We start from the raw sequence: 12662 nt of genomic DNA, 5'->3' as shown, positions 1-12662 counted from the left end.
GCGGCAAGGAAGCTGATCGGCATGCCAAAGTGACCAGCATCCCGCGCAGGCGTTGGGGCAAAAGTTGGGGTAACATCGGTATCAGCCGCAAAATACCGTTCAATTACAGGTACTTGCGGTGAGGAAGTGGCGGACAGGGAGGGATTTGAACCCCCGATACCCTTGCGGGTATGCCGCATTTCGAGTGCGGTGCATTCAACCACTCTGCCACCTGTCCGCGGTCGCCTTCGGTCGAAGCAGGCGGGTTACTACACGCGGTGTTCGGCCAAAACAAGCCTTCGCTCGCGCGCCGGCCGCTTTCTGTCCCGCGCTGTCGCCGAGGCGTCGCATTCGGCACGTCAGGTGACGCTTTCGCTTGACCTCTGCGACCCCAGCGACTATCGAGCCTCGTCCGGCGTGGGGAAACCCGCGCCCGATCTCTTTTGGCCCCTTGGTTTCGCCACGCGCGAGCCTGAGGCCGGCAAGAGCGAACCCTGACCCGTAACGACTGCCAAAAAGCCGTCCCGCATGCGCCTCGTCAAGGCCGTGACAGGGCGGGGCCGAACATGGAGGATAAAATGTTCGCAGTCATCAAGACCGGCGGAAAACAGTTCCGCGTGACCGCCAACGATCGCATCACCACCGCCAAGATCGAAGGCAACCCGGGCGACACCGTCGCCTTCGACACCGTGCTGATGCTCACCGACGGCGAGAAGACCACGCTCGACGCCAAGGCCCTCTCCGAGATCACGGTTGCCGCCGAGATCGTCGAGCAGGCTCGCGGCGACAAGGTCATCGCCTTCAAGAAGCGTCGCCGCCAGAATTCGAAGCGCAAGCGTGGCTTCCGCGCCGAGCTGACGGTCATCCGCATCACCGACATTCTCACCGGCGGCAAGAAGCCGGAGATGAAGAAGGGCGAGGCTTCGGCCGTCGCGCTTCAGGCCGGCGCTGCCGAGGCCAAGGCCAAGCCCGCCGCGAAGGCTCCCAAGGCCGCCAAGGCCGAGGCCGGTGCGCTGGACGCCTCCAACCTCTCGCTGATCTCGGGCGTCGGCCCGACCATCGAGAAGAAGCTGCGCGCCGCCGGCATCACCTCCTGGAACGACATCGCCGCCTGGACCGAGGCCGACGTCGCCAAGTGGGACGAGGAGCTCAAGCTCCGCGGCCGCGCCACCCGCGAGGAGTGGGTCGTGCAGGCCAAGGAACTCCTGGCCGGCAAGCCCCCGCGGGCCAAGGCCGACCAGGCCGAGCTGGCTTCCGGCGAGGACTACTGACGCCTCCCGTCAGTCCCGTCTTCGCTTCCCCGCCCGAACCGGCTGGCTTTTGCCGCCGATTCGGGTTAGAGAGACCACATCAGTTTTGAGGTAGGGCGTTATGGCTCACAAAAAGGCAGGCGGCTCGTCCCGCAACGGTCGCGACTCCGAAAGCAAGCGCCTCGGCGTGAAGAAGTTCGGCGACCAGGCCGTCATTCCGGGCAACATCATCATCCGCCAGCGCGGCACCCGTTGGCATGCCGGCGTCAATGTCGGCATGGGCAAAGACCATACCCTCTTTGCGACCACGGCCGGCCGCGTCCGATTCACGACGAAACTCGGCCGAGCTTTCGTGAACGTAGTCCCGGCCCAAGAGGCCGCAGAGTAAGACGGCGGATAGGGATTTCTCCGATCCGCCGGTTCCATCGAACCGGAACGGATCAGGGGTCCAGCCCTCTACAGGGTCACCCAAGGTCAGCGAAAGGGAGGTGGGACCAAATCCCAGCTCCCTTTTTCGTTTGCGCCGACGGAGTGACCCGATGTTCCCCGAATTGACCCGCGACGATGTCTTCCGGCTCGAGACCCGCCGTCTCTGGCTGCGCTGGCCGCGCATGGCGGACGCTTCCGCCATTCTGCGTCAGGCGGGGGAGAAAGCCGTGGCCGAGATGACGGCCTCGATCCCGCATCCCTATCCGGTGGATGCAGTCGAGCCCTTCATCTTCGCCATGCGCAAGGGCAATGCGCTGGGTGAGCATCTGGTGCTGGCGATCACGCCGCGCTCGAAGCCCAATGAGTTGATCGGCATGATCGGCGCGCACAGGCAGGCGACCGGCGTGCCCTTCATCGGCTACTGGCTCGGCACCAATCACTGGGGCAAGGGGCTGGCGACGGAGGCCACCCAGGCGCTGATCGACACCGTGTTCTCGCTGAGCGAGATCAAGGCGATCGAGGCCGATGCGCGGGTCATCAATCCCGCGTCCAAGCGCGTGCTGGAGAAGTCGGGCTTCCGCGCCGAGGGTTCCTTCCTGAAGTCCCTGCCGGCCCGCGGCGGGCTCTTCCCCTGCGAGCAATACCGGCTCGACCGCTCGACCTGGGCGGCGCTGAAGACCTGGGGCAGCAGCGGCTGGACCCATGCGCCGGAGATCGAACCCTCCGTCGCCCTCGACACGCCGTGCGAACCCTGCCCGGCGTGAGCGTCAAACGTCATTCCCGGGCGGCGCCTTGCGCCGACCCGGGAATCTCAATCCGGAGATGCTCGGGTCGAGCCCGAGCATGACGCCCAGTTCTGCCTACTTCACGAACGTTCCGCCGAGCTCATCCTCGATATGGATGCGGATGATCTCGTCGAAGCTCGACTCGGCCTTGAAGCCGAGCGCGATCGCGCGCTGCGGGTCGAAATTGCGCGGCCAGCCCTCGACGATCTTGTCGATCACCGGATCGGGGACGCGCTTGATGCGCGCCACGACGCCGTCGCCCGCGACCTTGCGCAACGCCTCGATCTGCTCCGCCACCGTGCAGGAATAGCCCGGCATGTTCAGCGCGCGGCGGGGACCGACGGCCGCCAGGTCCATGGTCGCGGCATGGATCAGGAAGTTGACCGCCGAGCGCGGCGAGGCGTGCCAGTGGCGCACCTGGTCCGACACCGGCAGCACCGCGTCGATGCCGTTCAGCGGCTCGCGGATGATGTTGGAGAAGAAGCCTGACGCCGCCTTGTTGGGCGTTCCCGGCCGGACGCAGATCGTCGGGAAGCGGATGCTGAGCCCATCGAAGAAGCCGCGGCGCGAGTAATCCGAGAGCAGCAGTTCGCAGATCGCCTTCTGCGTGCCGTAGCTCGTCAGCGGCGTCGTGAAGAACTCGTCGCCGATCTTGTCGTGGAACGGCGCCCCGAACACGGCGACCGACGAGGTGAAGACGACACGCGGCTTGTAGCAGTCGCCGGTCAGGCGGATCGCCTCGAACAGGAAGCGCGTCCCGTCGAGATTGATCTTGTAGCCCTTCTCGAAATCGGCCTCGGCCTCGCCCGAGACGACCGCCGCCAGGTGAATGATCAGTTCGGGCCGCGAGGCGATCAGCTTCTCCGCTTCGCCCGGCACCGAGAGATCCGAGACGATGGCATCGAAGGCGAAGGCCGCGCCCTTGGGCGCCTGCGCAGCGACGACATCCTGCGCGGTGATCTTCGCGATGGGCTTGCCGCCAAGTTCGCCGTCACGGGCGAGACGCTCGATGAACTTGCGGCCGGCCATGCCGGCCCCACCGAGAACGAGAATATGCATGGGCTTTCTCCCTGTCGTTTTTTATCTGCGCTCAGAGAGCGAAGCCGCCATCGGCGAGATGGATCTGGCCGGTGGTGTAGCTCGCCTCGTCGGAGGCGAGATAGACGGCCAGCCAGGCGATCTCCTGCGCCGTGCCGAGCCGGCCCATCGGCTGGCGGTCAATGAAGGCCTGCCGCGCCGCCGCTTCCGTGGTCTTGGTCGAGGTCGCCAGATCCTTGATGCGCTGGTCGAGCGAAGGGGACTGGATCGTGCCGGGGCAGATCGCGTTCGAGCGGATGCCCTTCTTGATGAAGTCCGCCGCGACCGCCTTGGTCAGGCCGATCACCGCAGCCTTGGTCGTGCCATAGGCGTAGCGGTTCGGGATGCCACGCACGGAGCCCGCGCCCGAAGCGATGTTGACGATCGAACCCGCGCCCTTCTCCAGCATGCCCGGCAGGAACGCCTTGATCGTGCGGTGCATCGAGGTGACGTTGAGGTCGAAGGAGAAGTCCCAGGCCTTGTCGTCGGTGTCGAGCACCGTGCCGTGATGGACGTAGCCGGCGGCGTTGACGAGGATGTCGATCGTCCCGACCTTCGCCGCGAAGGCTTCGACCGCCTTGTTGGACAGCACGTCGAGCTTGCGCTTCTTCGCCTTGGGAATGCCCTCGAGCAGCGCAACGTCCTTGTCGGTCGCCCAGACGGTCGCGCCCTCTGCGACGAAGGCTTCCGCGATCGCGCGCCCGATGCCCTGGCCGGCGGCGGTGACGACCGCGACCTTGCCCTTCAAACGTCCTGCCATGTGGTGTCCTCGCCTTCGCGTTTCTTGGTGGTAAAATCAGGCCTGCGCGGCCCGGAAGCTTTCGAGACGCGCCTTCTGGCGCCCCTCCGCATCGAAATTGCCGGGGTCGAGCCAGGCTTCGAAGACGGCGTCGACCGCCGGCCATTCGCTGTCCAGGATCGAGAACCAGGCGGTGTCGCGGTTGCGGCCCTTGACCACCATGTGCTGGCGGAACAGCCCCTCATAGCGGAAGCCAAAGCGCAGAGCCGCCCGCTTGGAGGGCTCGTTGAGGTTGTTGCACTTCCACTCGAAACGACGATAGCCCAGCGAAAAACCATAGGCGCCGCAGAGATGGATCGCCTCGGTCGCGACGCGCGTCTTCTGCAGCACCGGCGAATAGGTGATGTAGCCGACCTCGAAGACGCCCTGCTCCGGCCGGATCTCCATCAGCCAGAGATGCCCCTTGGCCTTGCCGTCGGCCTTGTCGATGATCGCGAAGGGCACGATGCCGGCCTTGCCCGCCATCATCGCCAGCAGTTCGCGATAGGCCTCCTTGGTCTGTGGCGGATGCGCCGGCATCCACTCCCAGATGTGGTCCTGGCCGGCATTCACAGCCCAGATGTCGTCGAGATGGCGGGCGGGGTCGATCGGCTCGAGCCTGCAATAGCGTCCTTCCAGAACCCGTGCGGGCGGAAAGGGCGGCGCCGTCCAGTTCAGGATCGGATTGCGGTCGGCCGTTGGGCTCGCGTCGCTCATGGTTTCGTCATCTCCTGCCAGCCCGCGAGATCGGCCGAGACCGACCAGCCTGCGCCGAGTTCGGCTGCGACCGCCGCCATGATGGCGTGGCCCTCGGCCTCCCAGGCGCGCTGCTCGGCTTCGCTGGGAAAGCGAGAGCGGGCCTCGGCATCCTCTTCATAGATCGCGTCGAACGCGTCCATCCAGGCTTCCAGCCGGTCCGCCAGATCCTCGCTCAGCCCGATATCCTCGGCGTCGACGGCGCTGCGGCGGCCCTTGGCGTCCAGCGTCCAGAGGCCGCTCTGCCCAAGCCAGGCCGGCGCGATCAGGAGCGCCCGGCTCATGAGCGCGCCTTCAGATCGTCGCGGAAGAACGGGTCGAGACGCCGCGAGGGCGCATTGCCGGCAAAACCCGCGAAGCTGCCGCCCTCCACGATCTGGCGGGTCGATTCGACGAAGCCGGCCCAGGCCGAGCGCGCCGAGGCGGCGCCCGTCGACAGGCGGCGGACGCCCAGGGCTTCGAAATCGGCGACGGTCAGGCCGAAATCGGCGAAGACCACGACGTTGACAGGCTTGCCGCCTGCTGCGGCGACGATCGCCGCGATCTGCTCGGCGCTCCGCACGCCCGGCGCATAGAGCACGTCGGCCCCCGCCTCGCGATAGGCCTCGAGGCGGCGCACCGACTCCGCCTGCGCCTGGGGATGAGCGGTCAGGAAGCACTCCGCCCGCGCGGTCAGCACCACGCCGGAACCAGTTTCGTCGATCGCCTTGCGCGCGGCGCGGATGCGCTCCACCGCGAGCTCGAACGGATAGAGCGGATCGTCCTCGCGCCCCGTCGCATCCTCGATCGACAGCCCGGCGGCGCCGGTCGCAACGCAGAGCTTGACGTTGGCGGCGACGCCATCGGGCGTGTCGGCATAGCCGTTCTCGAAATCGGCATTCACCGGCAGGTCGGGCACCGCCTTCACCATCTCGGCTATGTGCGCGAGCATCATGTCGCGTGGCACGTCCTGGTCGGCCCGGCCTTGCGTGAAGGCGAAGCCAGCGCTCGTCGTCGCCAGCGCCTTGAAGCCCTGCCCGCGCAGCCAGCGTGCCGAGCCGAGATCCCACGGGTTCGGCATGACGAAGCAGCCGGACGCATGGAGCGCGCGAAAGGCATCGACCTGAGGGGGATAGGCCATTTTAAATCGTTTCAGATACGCTGCGGCAGCAGGACGCGCATAGTGTCCGCAAAGGCGTGCCTTGTCAGCCCCGGTGGCACGCGCAGCGGGATCGGCGCCGATGCGTGCGTGGAATGGCACCCGTTGGCGTCGCTCTCGGGCGGCGCATGGCGCCGACCCGAGAACCTCTTGCCGAAGATGCTCGGGTCGAGCCCGAGCATGACGAAGCGCCCAATCAGTGATTGTCGCGCGGCACGCCGAACTTCTTGTGGATCTTCTGGTACTTGACCGCCGGCTTCAGCACCATGCCCTCGGAGAGTTCGCCGACGATCTTGCGCTGGATCTCCTGCCAGGGCGTCTGGCTCTTGGGGTATTTGTAGCCGCCGGCGGCCTTCAGCGCGGCGCGGCGCTGCGCCAGTTCTTCGGCCGAGATCAGGATGTCGGCGGTGCGCTTGGTCAGGTCGATGCGCACCATGTCGCCGGTCTTCAACAGGGCCAGCCCGCCACCCGTCGCCGCTTCCGGCGAGGCGTTCAGGATCGAGGGCGAGCCCGAGGTGCCCGACTGGCGGCCATCACCAATGCAGGCGAGCGCCGAGACGCCCTTCTTGATGAGGTAATCCGGCGGCCGCATGTTCACCACCTCGGCCGCGCCGGGATAGCCGATCGGCCCGACACCGCGGATGAACAGGATGCAGTGTTCGTCGATGGCGAGCGCCGGATCGTCGATGCGGTGGTGGTAGTCCTCCGGCCCGTCGAAGACGATGGCGCGGCCCTCGAAGGCGTTAGGATCCTTGGGATTTTCGAGGTAGCGCTTGCGGAACTCCGGCGTGATCACGCTGGTCTTCATGATCGCGGAATCGAAAAGGTTGCCGGACAGGTTGAGGAAGCCCGACTGCGCCTTCATCGGCTCGTCATAGGTCTTGATCACGCGACGATCGACCGAGAAGAAGCCCTCACAATTCTCGGCGAGCGTGCGTCCATTGGCGGTAATCGCCGGCTTGATCTTGCCCTTGGCGACGAGCTCGGCGACCACGGCAGGCACGCCGCCGGCACGATAATAGTCCTCGCCGAGATACTCGCCGGCGGGCTGCAGGTTGACCAGTAGCGGGACATCGTAGCCGATCTTGGTCCAGTCCTCATTGTCGAGCGGCACGCCGATATGCTTGGCGATGGCGTTGACGTGGATCGGCGCATTGGTCGAGCCGCCGATCGCCGAATTGATGACGATGGTGTTCTCGAAAGCCTCGCGCGTTAGAATCTTGGAGGGAACCAGGTTCTCCCAGACCATGTCGACGATGCGCTTGCCCGTCAGATAGGCCATCTCGTAGCGGTCGCGATAGGGCGCAGGGATGGCGGCGCCGCCCGGCAGGGTCATGCCCATCGCCTCGGCCAGCGAATTCATCGTCGAGGCCGTGCCCATCGTGTTGCAATGGCCGGCCGAGGGCGCCGAGGAGGCCACGAGATCGACGAAGCCTTTGTAGTCGATCTCGCCGGCGGCCATCATCTGGCGCGCCTTCCAGACGATCGTGCCCGAACCGGTGCGCTCGCCGCGGAAATTGCCGTTTAGCATCGGCCCGCCCGGCAAGGCGATGGCGGGGATGTCCACCGTCGCGGCCGCCATGATCTGGGCCGGCGTGGTCTTGTCGCAGCCAGTCGTCAGCACGACGCCGTCGAGCGGATAGCCGTAGAGGATTTCGACGAGGCTGAGATATTGCAGGTTGCGGTCGAGCGAGGCGGTCGGCCGCTTGCAGGTCTCCTGGATCGGATGGATCGGAAACTCGAAGGGCACGCCGCCCATCTCGCGGATGCCGTCGCGGACGCGATGGGCGAGCTCGATATGGTGGCGGTTGCAGGGCGCGATGTCCGAGCCGGTCTGCGCGATGCCGATGATCGGCCGGCCCGACTGCAACTCGTCCCGCGACAGGCCGAAATTCATCGTGCGCTCGATATAGAGCGCCGTCATGTCGGCATTCGCGGGATTGTCGAACCAGGCCTTCGAGCGCAGCTGCTCCGGCTTGATGCGGCGCGGCGCCTTCTTCTTGGTGGTGGCGACCGGGCGCTGATCGCGCGGCATGTTGCTTTCGGGTGTCTTGGCCATCCTCGTCTTCCTCTCGCACGGCGCGGACACTGGCGGCCGCTTGCCGATCTCTGCTTCCAACAATTCGAGACAGGCTCATCATGCCCATCGGCCCCGGCGCGGCAAGAGCCGATCCGACGATAGTCATACTATTTACGCGCCCTGCATACAGCATGCAATTGGCGCGAAGCGACGCGCCGCACGCTTGCCAGCGCCACCGCTTTGGCGCCAAGAGAGACAGCAAGAGAGGACAAGGCCCCGTCCCAAGCGGGCCGCAGCGCGACCAAGCCCGAGGAAGCCCGCCATGACGCTCCACGTCGTCCCCGCCTTCGCCCGCATCGGCGAGGAGAACGCCTTCGCCGTGCTGGCGCGCGCCACCGAATTGCAGCGTCAGGGCAAGGACATCATCAATCTCGGCATCGGCCAGCCCGATTTCCCGACCCCCGACCACATCGTCGAAGCCGCCGTGAAGGCGCTGCGCGACGGCCATCACGGCTACACCCCGGCCAACGGCATCCTGCCGCTGCGCGAGGCGGTCGCGGCCGATCTGCACAAGCGCTTCCAGGTCGAGGTCTCGCCCGAGAGCGTGATGATTGTGCCGGGCGGAAAGGTCACCATGTTCATGGCGATCCTGATGTTCGGCGAGCCCGGCGCAGAGATCCTCTATCCGGACCCCGGCTTCCCGATCTACCGCTCGATGATCGAATACACCGGCGCGACGCCGATCCCGGTGCCGATCCGCGAGGAGAACGGCTTCGCCTTCTCGGCCGAGGAAACGCTCGCGCTGATCACGCCGAAGACGCGCCTCCTGATCGTCAACTCGCCGGCCAACCCGACCGGCGGCGTCACGCCCAAGGCCGAGGTCGACAAGCTCGTCGCCGGGCTGGCCAAATTCCCCGACGTCGCGATCATGTCCGACGAGATCTACGACCAGATGCTCTATGACGGCGAGCAGCATGTCTGCCTGCTGAGCTACCCCGAGATTCGGGACCGGCTGATCCTGCTCAACGGCTGGTCGAAGACCTACGCCATGACGGGCTGGCGCATGGGCTGGTCGATCTGGCCCAAGCCCCTCTACGACAACGCCCGCAAGCTGGCGGTGAACTCGCATTCCTGCGTCAACGCACCCGCCCAGTGGGCCGGCCTTGCCGCGCTGACCGGTCCGCAGGACGCGGTCGCGATGATGTTGGCCGAGTTCGACCGGCGCCGGAAGGCGGTGGTGAAGGGGCTCAACGCCCTGCCAGGCGTCTCCTGCATCGTTCCGAAGGGCGCCTTCTACGCCTTCCCGAACGTCTCGCAGACCGGCTGGAAGGCCAAGAAGCTCGCCTCTGCCCTGCTCGAGGAGACCGGCGTCGCCACCATCGGCGGCCCCGATTTCGGCGTCCATGGCGAGGGTTATATTCGCCTTTCCTACGCCAACTCGCTGGAGAACATCGAGCGCGCGCTGAAGCGCATGGGCACGTTCCTCAAGAGCGCGAAAGCCGCATGACCTTCGGCGCCGCGAGCTATCTCTACCTCGCGGCGGCGATCGTCAGCGAGGTCATCGGCACCTCGGCGCTGAAGGCGTCGAACGAGTTCACGCGGCCCATGCCGACGATGATCATGCTCGCCGCCTTCCTGAGCGCCTTCTACTTCCTGACCCTGACCTTGCGGACGATTCCCGTCGGCGTCGCCTACGCCATCTGGTCGGGCGTCGGCATCGTCATGATCAGCATCATCGCGCGGGTTCTGTTCGGACAGAAGCTGGACCTGCCGGCCATCATCGGCATGGCGCTCATCGTCGCCGGCGTGCTGGTGATCAATCTGTTCTCGAAATCGACGGCGCATTGAACAAGGGCGTCATTCTCGGGCGAAGCGAAGCGTCGACCCGAGAATCTCCGGCAGGATGAAACGCCCGCAGCCTCGTCGTCCTGAGATGCTCGGGTCAAGCCCGAGCATGACGGGCCCGCCGTCTTAATTCCTCGCCGTGCTCGCCGTCACACCCGGATCGACCTTGAAGCTCGAGGCTTCAAGCACGGCGGTCCCGATCATCGTCTTCACCGAGACGCGCACCGGCACCATGACATTGGTCCCGGCGACAGGCGCCAGCCAGGTGCTGATGTCGCGGTTCTCGATCATGAACTTGGTGCTGGGCCGCTGCGAGCGGTGGCCGGCGATCGGCACATAGCGCACCTGGCAGACCGCCACCGGGCCGCTATAGCCCTCGAGCTTGACCTCGCGGGTGCCAGCCTGGCTGAGCTTGATGTCGTAGCGCGCTGCGCCGTCGAAGATCTGCAGGGTGCGGTTGCAGGCGTTGGACAAATCCTTGCCGGTGACGGGCATCAGGAAGGCGCTGAGCGGGTCGATCACGTTGCGGCGATGGCCGTCGTTCAGCGGGACGCGGTCGGGCTTGGCCTCGATCGGCGGCTCGATCTCGACGGCAGCGACGGTGTTGCTGTCGAGGGCCATGCGCACCGTGCGGCTTTCGCTGGAGCTCGCCGAGCTGACCGCGAAGCTCGTCGGGGAGAGCTTGGCACCATTCAGGCTGCCGCTCGCGGCGCCCGAGCCGCGCCCGCCGGTGAAGCCGCCGACCAGCCCGGTCAGCTTGGCCGTCAGGTCGAGCTTGTAGCCGGAGCCGTCGATTCCGCCGACGAGGCTGGCGGAACCCAGCGTCAGGCCAAGAAGCGACACGTCGTAGCGAGCATCTAGCGAGGCGCCGGCCGCCGGAGCGGCGACGCTCGCGACGGCGAAGGCGAGCATCAACCCGCCCAGAGACGATGCGATGGCGGGTTTCATCCACTTCCTCCAGACGGCCGAGGACACCGACATGCCCTGCGAATCGGTCCGAATCGTGACCCTTTTCGCGGGCTTTGGCGAGCGCGCAGATGCCACGCCGGGCCTCGCGCCTGCCCGTTGCCCGTTTCCGCCCGCCGTCGCGCGGTTTTCCTTGACGGCTCCGCCGGCCTTGGCTATGGAACCGCGACTTCAATTTGACTTCCGGTGCTCATGTCCGGCACGTCGCGTGTCGGCATTTTTGTTTGAGCCAGCCGGTTGGATGTAAGGATCGATACCATGGCGCGCCGTTGCGAACTGACCGGGAAGGCCACCCTCACCGGCCACCTCGTCAGCCACTCGAACCGCAAGACGAAGACCGTCTTCCGGCCCAACCTCGTCAATGTCACGCTGCAGTCGGATGCGCTCGGCCGCTCCGTGCGCCTGCGTGTCTCGGCGAACGCCCTGCGCACGGTCGATCACCGCGGCGGTCTGGACGCCTTCCTGATCAAGGCCTCGGCCTCCGATCTGTCGACCGGCGCCCTGACGCTGAAGCGTGACATCGAAAAGAAGCTCGCCACCGCCTGAGCGGACGAGCCTTTTCGGTTCTGAAGGAAGCGGCCTCACGGCCGCTTTTTTCGTTGGGAGCACCCTCGCGACGTCAGGCGAGCTCGAATTCCAGCAGGACCGTCCGCTGCAGGAACGAGAAATTATCGTCCGAGATCAGGGTCACGATGGTCCGGCCCGCCTCCTGATGCACCGCCAGCCCCTCCATGTTGTCGATCTCCTGGCCGAGATCGGCCGAGATCAGGATGGGGCCGTCCAGCAGCGCGCCGGGCTTCAGGCTCGCGCCCGGAATACGCCGGATGCGCATGCCGACGCCGCGCAAGGTCCGGTACCAGCGCTCCAGGAGCAGCAGGTCGCCATCGGGCAGGAAGGCGAGGTCGGTGATGTCGAACCCGTCATGCCGGGCCACCCGAAACAGCCCGGGCTGGCGACCGAGGATGACGCCGAGCGTCGGCTCGTCCTCCGCCCCCGAGCGCTCGGCGATGGCAACGATCGCGCCAGCCAGTGGCTGGCCCGCCGGCACCACGCCGATCGCCTCCAGCCCGCGATTATCCGGCAGGCGCTTGACCTCGCGCGGCACCGGCACGATCCGGGCTCGCGCCATCACGCCATCCGCTGCCCAATCGAAGCGCAGCACGTCATGCGTCCGCTCGACGCCGAGATAGGCGACGCCGTCGGCGATGCACAGGCTCTCGGTGTCGTAGTAGCGCGAGCGGTGCAGGGGCCGCCCTGAGCTGCCGAGGATGGGCGCGAGCTCCGCGCTCTCCAACCCGGTCAGCCGCCCGTCGCGCGAGGTCAGCGTGCCCGTCAGCCAGAAGCCGTTATCGGTGACGGCGACGAGATCGCTGCCACCGGGTCCGCGCCACAGCCCCGACAGCCCGCCGAAGCGCGGATGGCTGCCGCTGAGCACCAGCCCGCTGCGGAAGGTGAGCTGGCCGAAACGCCTCTTCTCGGGGTTGCGCGGCTCGAAGGCGGCAATCGGCCGTGCCGAAACCGCGACCGGGATCCGGCCGGTATCAGGAGAGGCAGCCGCGGCGGGGCCGGCTGCGGCCCAGGCGCCCAGCCCTGCCAGGGCAGAACGGCGCGTCAGGCGCATCGGGACGACGCGCCTGCG

The 12662-nt window shown here is 66.6% G+C and carries 14 protein-coding genes and 1 tRNA gene; 6 read left to right on the top strand and 9 right to left on the bottom strand.

What is annotated here, in order from left to right; genetic code table 11:
- Positions 1–127 precede the first annotated feature (127 nt).
- Positions 128–217, bottom strand: a tRNA-Ser gene (locus ABIE41_RS07345).
- A 340-nt stretch (positions 218–557) separates the two neighbouring features.
- On the opposite strand from ABIE41_RS07345, the gene rplU reads away from it, so the two are divergent.
- From rplU to ABIE41_RS07330, 3 genes are all read left to right on the top strand, one after another.
- Positions 558–1250 carry a 50S ribosomal protein L21 gene (gene rplU / locus ABIE41_RS07340; protein ID WP_069056726.1) on the top strand — a complete coding sequence of 231 codons (693 nt, stop codon included), beginning with the start codon at positions 558–560 and terminating at the stop codon, positions 1248–1250.
- Positions 1251–1350: 100 nt separating this feature from the next.
- On the top strand, positions 1351–1617 hold the full coding sequence (gene rpmA / locus ABIE41_RS07335; RefSeq protein ID WP_066723575.1) for a 50S ribosomal protein L27: 267 nt from the start codon (positions 1351–1353) through the stop codon (positions 1615–1617).
- Between the two features lie 151 nt (positions 1618–1768).
- A complete protein-coding gene (locus tag ABIE41_RS07330) occupies positions 1769–2422 on the top strand; it encodes a GNAT family N-acetyltransferase (RefSeq protein WP_192644259.1) in 654 nt (217 codons plus the stop codon).
- Between the two features lie 96 nt (positions 2423–2518).
- Here the strand turns inward: ABIE41_RS07330 and denD are convergent, their stop codons facing one another.
- The 6 genes from denD to ABIE41_RS07300 all read right to left on the bottom strand — a co-directional run bounded on the left by denD (position 2519) and on the right by ABIE41_RS07300 (position 8227).
- A complete protein-coding gene (gene denD, locus ABIE41_RS07325) occupies positions 2519–3502 on the bottom strand; it encodes a D-erythronate dehydrogenase (RefSeq protein WP_192644260.1) in 984 nt (327 codons plus the stop codon).
- A gap of 31 nt (positions 3503–3533) precedes the next feature.
- The gene (locus ABIE41_RS07320; RefSeq protein ID WP_192644261.1) at positions 3534–4280 is read right to left on the bottom strand and encodes an SDR family oxidoreductase; all 747 of its coding nucleotides are present in this window, start codon (positions 4278–4280) and stop codon (positions 3534–3536) included.
- Between the two features lie 36 nt (positions 4281–4316).
- Positions 4317–5015, bottom strand: coding sequence for a GNAT family N-acetyltransferase (locus tag ABIE41_RS07315; RefSeq protein ID WP_192644262.1), 699 nt, complete (start codon positions 5013–5015; stop codon positions 4317–4319).
- Positions 5012–5338: a hypothetical protein gene (locus ABIE41_RS07310; RefSeq protein ID WP_192644263.1), complete on the bottom strand. Its 327-nt coding sequence runs from the start codon at positions 5336–5338 to the stop codon at positions 5012–5014. Before ABIE41_RS07310 ends, ABIE41_RS07315 begins: the two co-directional genes overlap by 4 nt.
- Positions 5335–6174: an isocitrate lyase/PEP mutase family protein gene (locus ABIE41_RS07305; RefSeq protein ID WP_192644264.1), complete on the bottom strand. Its 840-nt coding sequence runs from the start codon at positions 6172–6174 to the stop codon at positions 5335–5337. Before ABIE41_RS07305 ends, ABIE41_RS07310 begins: the two co-directional genes overlap by 4 nt.
- A 214-nt stretch (positions 6175–6388) precedes the next feature.
- Complete coding sequence (locus ABIE41_RS07300) at positions 6389–8227, bottom strand: IlvD/Edd family dehydratase (protein WP_192644340.1); 1839 nt, start codon at positions 8225–8227, stop codon at positions 6389–6391.
- Positions 8228–8534: 307 nt separating this feature from the next.
- On the opposite strand from ABIE41_RS07300, the gene ABIE41_RS07295 reads away from it, so the two are divergent.
- Together ABIE41_RS07295 and ABIE41_RS07290 are read left to right on the top strand one after the other, a co-directional pair.
- Positions 8535–9719 (top strand): pyridoxal phosphate-dependent aminotransferase, encoded by a 1185-nt coding sequence (locus tag ABIE41_RS07295; protein WP_192644265.1) that lies wholly within the window; start codon positions 8535–8537, stop codon positions 9717–9719.
- Positions 9716–10060, top strand: coding sequence for a DMT family transporter (locus ABIE41_RS07290; protein ID WP_192644266.1), 345 nt, complete (start codon positions 9716–9718; stop codon positions 10058–10060). Before ABIE41_RS07295 ends, ABIE41_RS07290 begins: the two co-directional genes overlap by 4 nt.
- A gap of 123 nt (positions 10061–10183) precedes the next feature.
- Here ABIE41_RS07290 and ABIE41_RS07285 read toward each other — a convergent pair whose 3' ends face one another.
- Positions 10184–11005, bottom strand: a complete 822-nt coding sequence (locus ABIE41_RS07285) for a DUF3108 domain-containing protein (RefSeq protein WP_192644267.1) — start codon at positions 11003–11005, stop codon at positions 10184–10186.
- A 276-nt stretch (positions 11006–11281) separates the two neighbouring features.
- Here ABIE41_RS07285 and rpmB point away from each other — a divergent pair, with 276 nt between their 5' ends.
- Entirely contained in the window at positions 11282–11569 is a 288-nt protein-coding gene (gene rpmB / locus ABIE41_RS07280) for a 50S ribosomal protein L28 (RefSeq protein ID WP_069056736.1), read from the top strand.
- Between the two features lie 73 nt (positions 11570–11642).
- Here rpmB and ABIE41_RS07275 read toward each other — a convergent pair whose 3' ends face one another.
- The gene (locus ABIE41_RS07275; RefSeq protein ID WP_192644268.1) at positions 11643–12644 is read right to left on the bottom strand and encodes an esterase-like activity of phytase family protein; all 1002 of its coding nucleotides are present in this window, start codon (positions 12642–12644) and stop codon (positions 11643–11645) included.
- Between the last annotated feature and the right edge of the window lie 18 nt (positions 12645–12662).

This window comes from Bosea sp. OAE506 (assembly GCF_040546595.1).
GTDB lineage: Bacteria > Pseudomonadota > Alphaproteobacteria > Rhizobiales > Beijerinckiaceae > Allobosea.
The sequence above is the reverse complement of the archived record's forward strand: the minus strand, read 5'-3'. Positions and strand labels throughout refer to the sequence as shown.

Excerpts from the sequence above, each read along its gene's own strand:
- rplU (WP_069056726.1), top strand. The coding sequence starts at position 558 with ATGTTCGCAGTCATCAAGACCGGCGGAAAACAGTTCCGCGTGACCGCC.
- rpmA (WP_066723575.1), top strand. The coding sequence starts at position 1,351 with ATGGCTCACAAAAAGGCAGGCGGCTCGTCCCGCAACGGTCGCGACTCC.
- ABIE41_RS07330 (WP_192644259.1), top strand. The coding sequence starts at position 1,769 with ATGTTCCCCGAATTGACCCGCGACGATGTCTTCCGGCTCGAGACCCGC.
- denD (WP_192644260.1), bottom strand. The coding sequence starts at position 3,502 with ATGCATATTCTCGTTCTCGGTGGGGCCGGCATGGCCGGCCGCAAGTTC.
- ABIE41_RS07320 (WP_192644261.1), bottom strand. The coding sequence starts at position 4,280 with ATGGCAGGACGTTTGAAGGGCAAGGTCGCGGTCGTCACCGCCGCCGGC.
- ABIE41_RS07315 (WP_192644262.1), bottom strand. The coding sequence starts at position 5,015 with ATGAGCGACGCGAGCCCAACGGCCGACCGCAATCCGATCCTGAACTGG.
- ABIE41_RS07310 (WP_192644263.1), bottom strand. The coding sequence starts at position 5,338 with ATGAGCCGGGCGCTCCTGATCGCGCCGGCCTGGCTTGGGCAGAGCGGC.
- ABIE41_RS07305 (WP_192644264.1), bottom strand. The coding sequence starts at position 6,174 with ATGGCCTATCCCCCTCAGGTCGATGCCTTTCGCGCGCTCCATGCGTCC.
- ABIE41_RS07300 (WP_192644340.1), bottom strand. The coding sequence starts at position 8,227 with ATGCCGCGCGATCAGCGCCCGGTCGCCACCACCAAGAAGAAGGCGCCG.
- ABIE41_RS07295 (WP_192644265.1), top strand. The coding sequence starts at position 8,535 with ATGACGCTCCACGTCGTCCCCGCCTTCGCCCGCATCGGCGAGGAGAAC.
- ABIE41_RS07290 (WP_192644266.1), top strand. The coding sequence starts at position 9,716 with ATGACCTTCGGCGCCGCGAGCTATCTCTACCTCGCGGCGGCGATCGTC.
- ABIE41_RS07285 (WP_192644267.1), bottom strand. The coding sequence starts at position 11,005 with ATGAAACCCGCCATCGCATCGTCTCTGGGCGGGTTGATGCTCGCCTTC.
- rpmB (WP_069056736.1), top strand. The coding sequence starts at position 11,282 with ATGGCGCGCCGTTGCGAACTGACCGGGAAGGCCACCCTCACCGGCCAC.
- ABIE41_RS07275 (WP_192644268.1), bottom strand. The coding sequence starts at position 12,644 with ATGCGCCTGACGCGCCGTTCTGCCCTGGCAGGGCTGGGCGCCTGGGCC.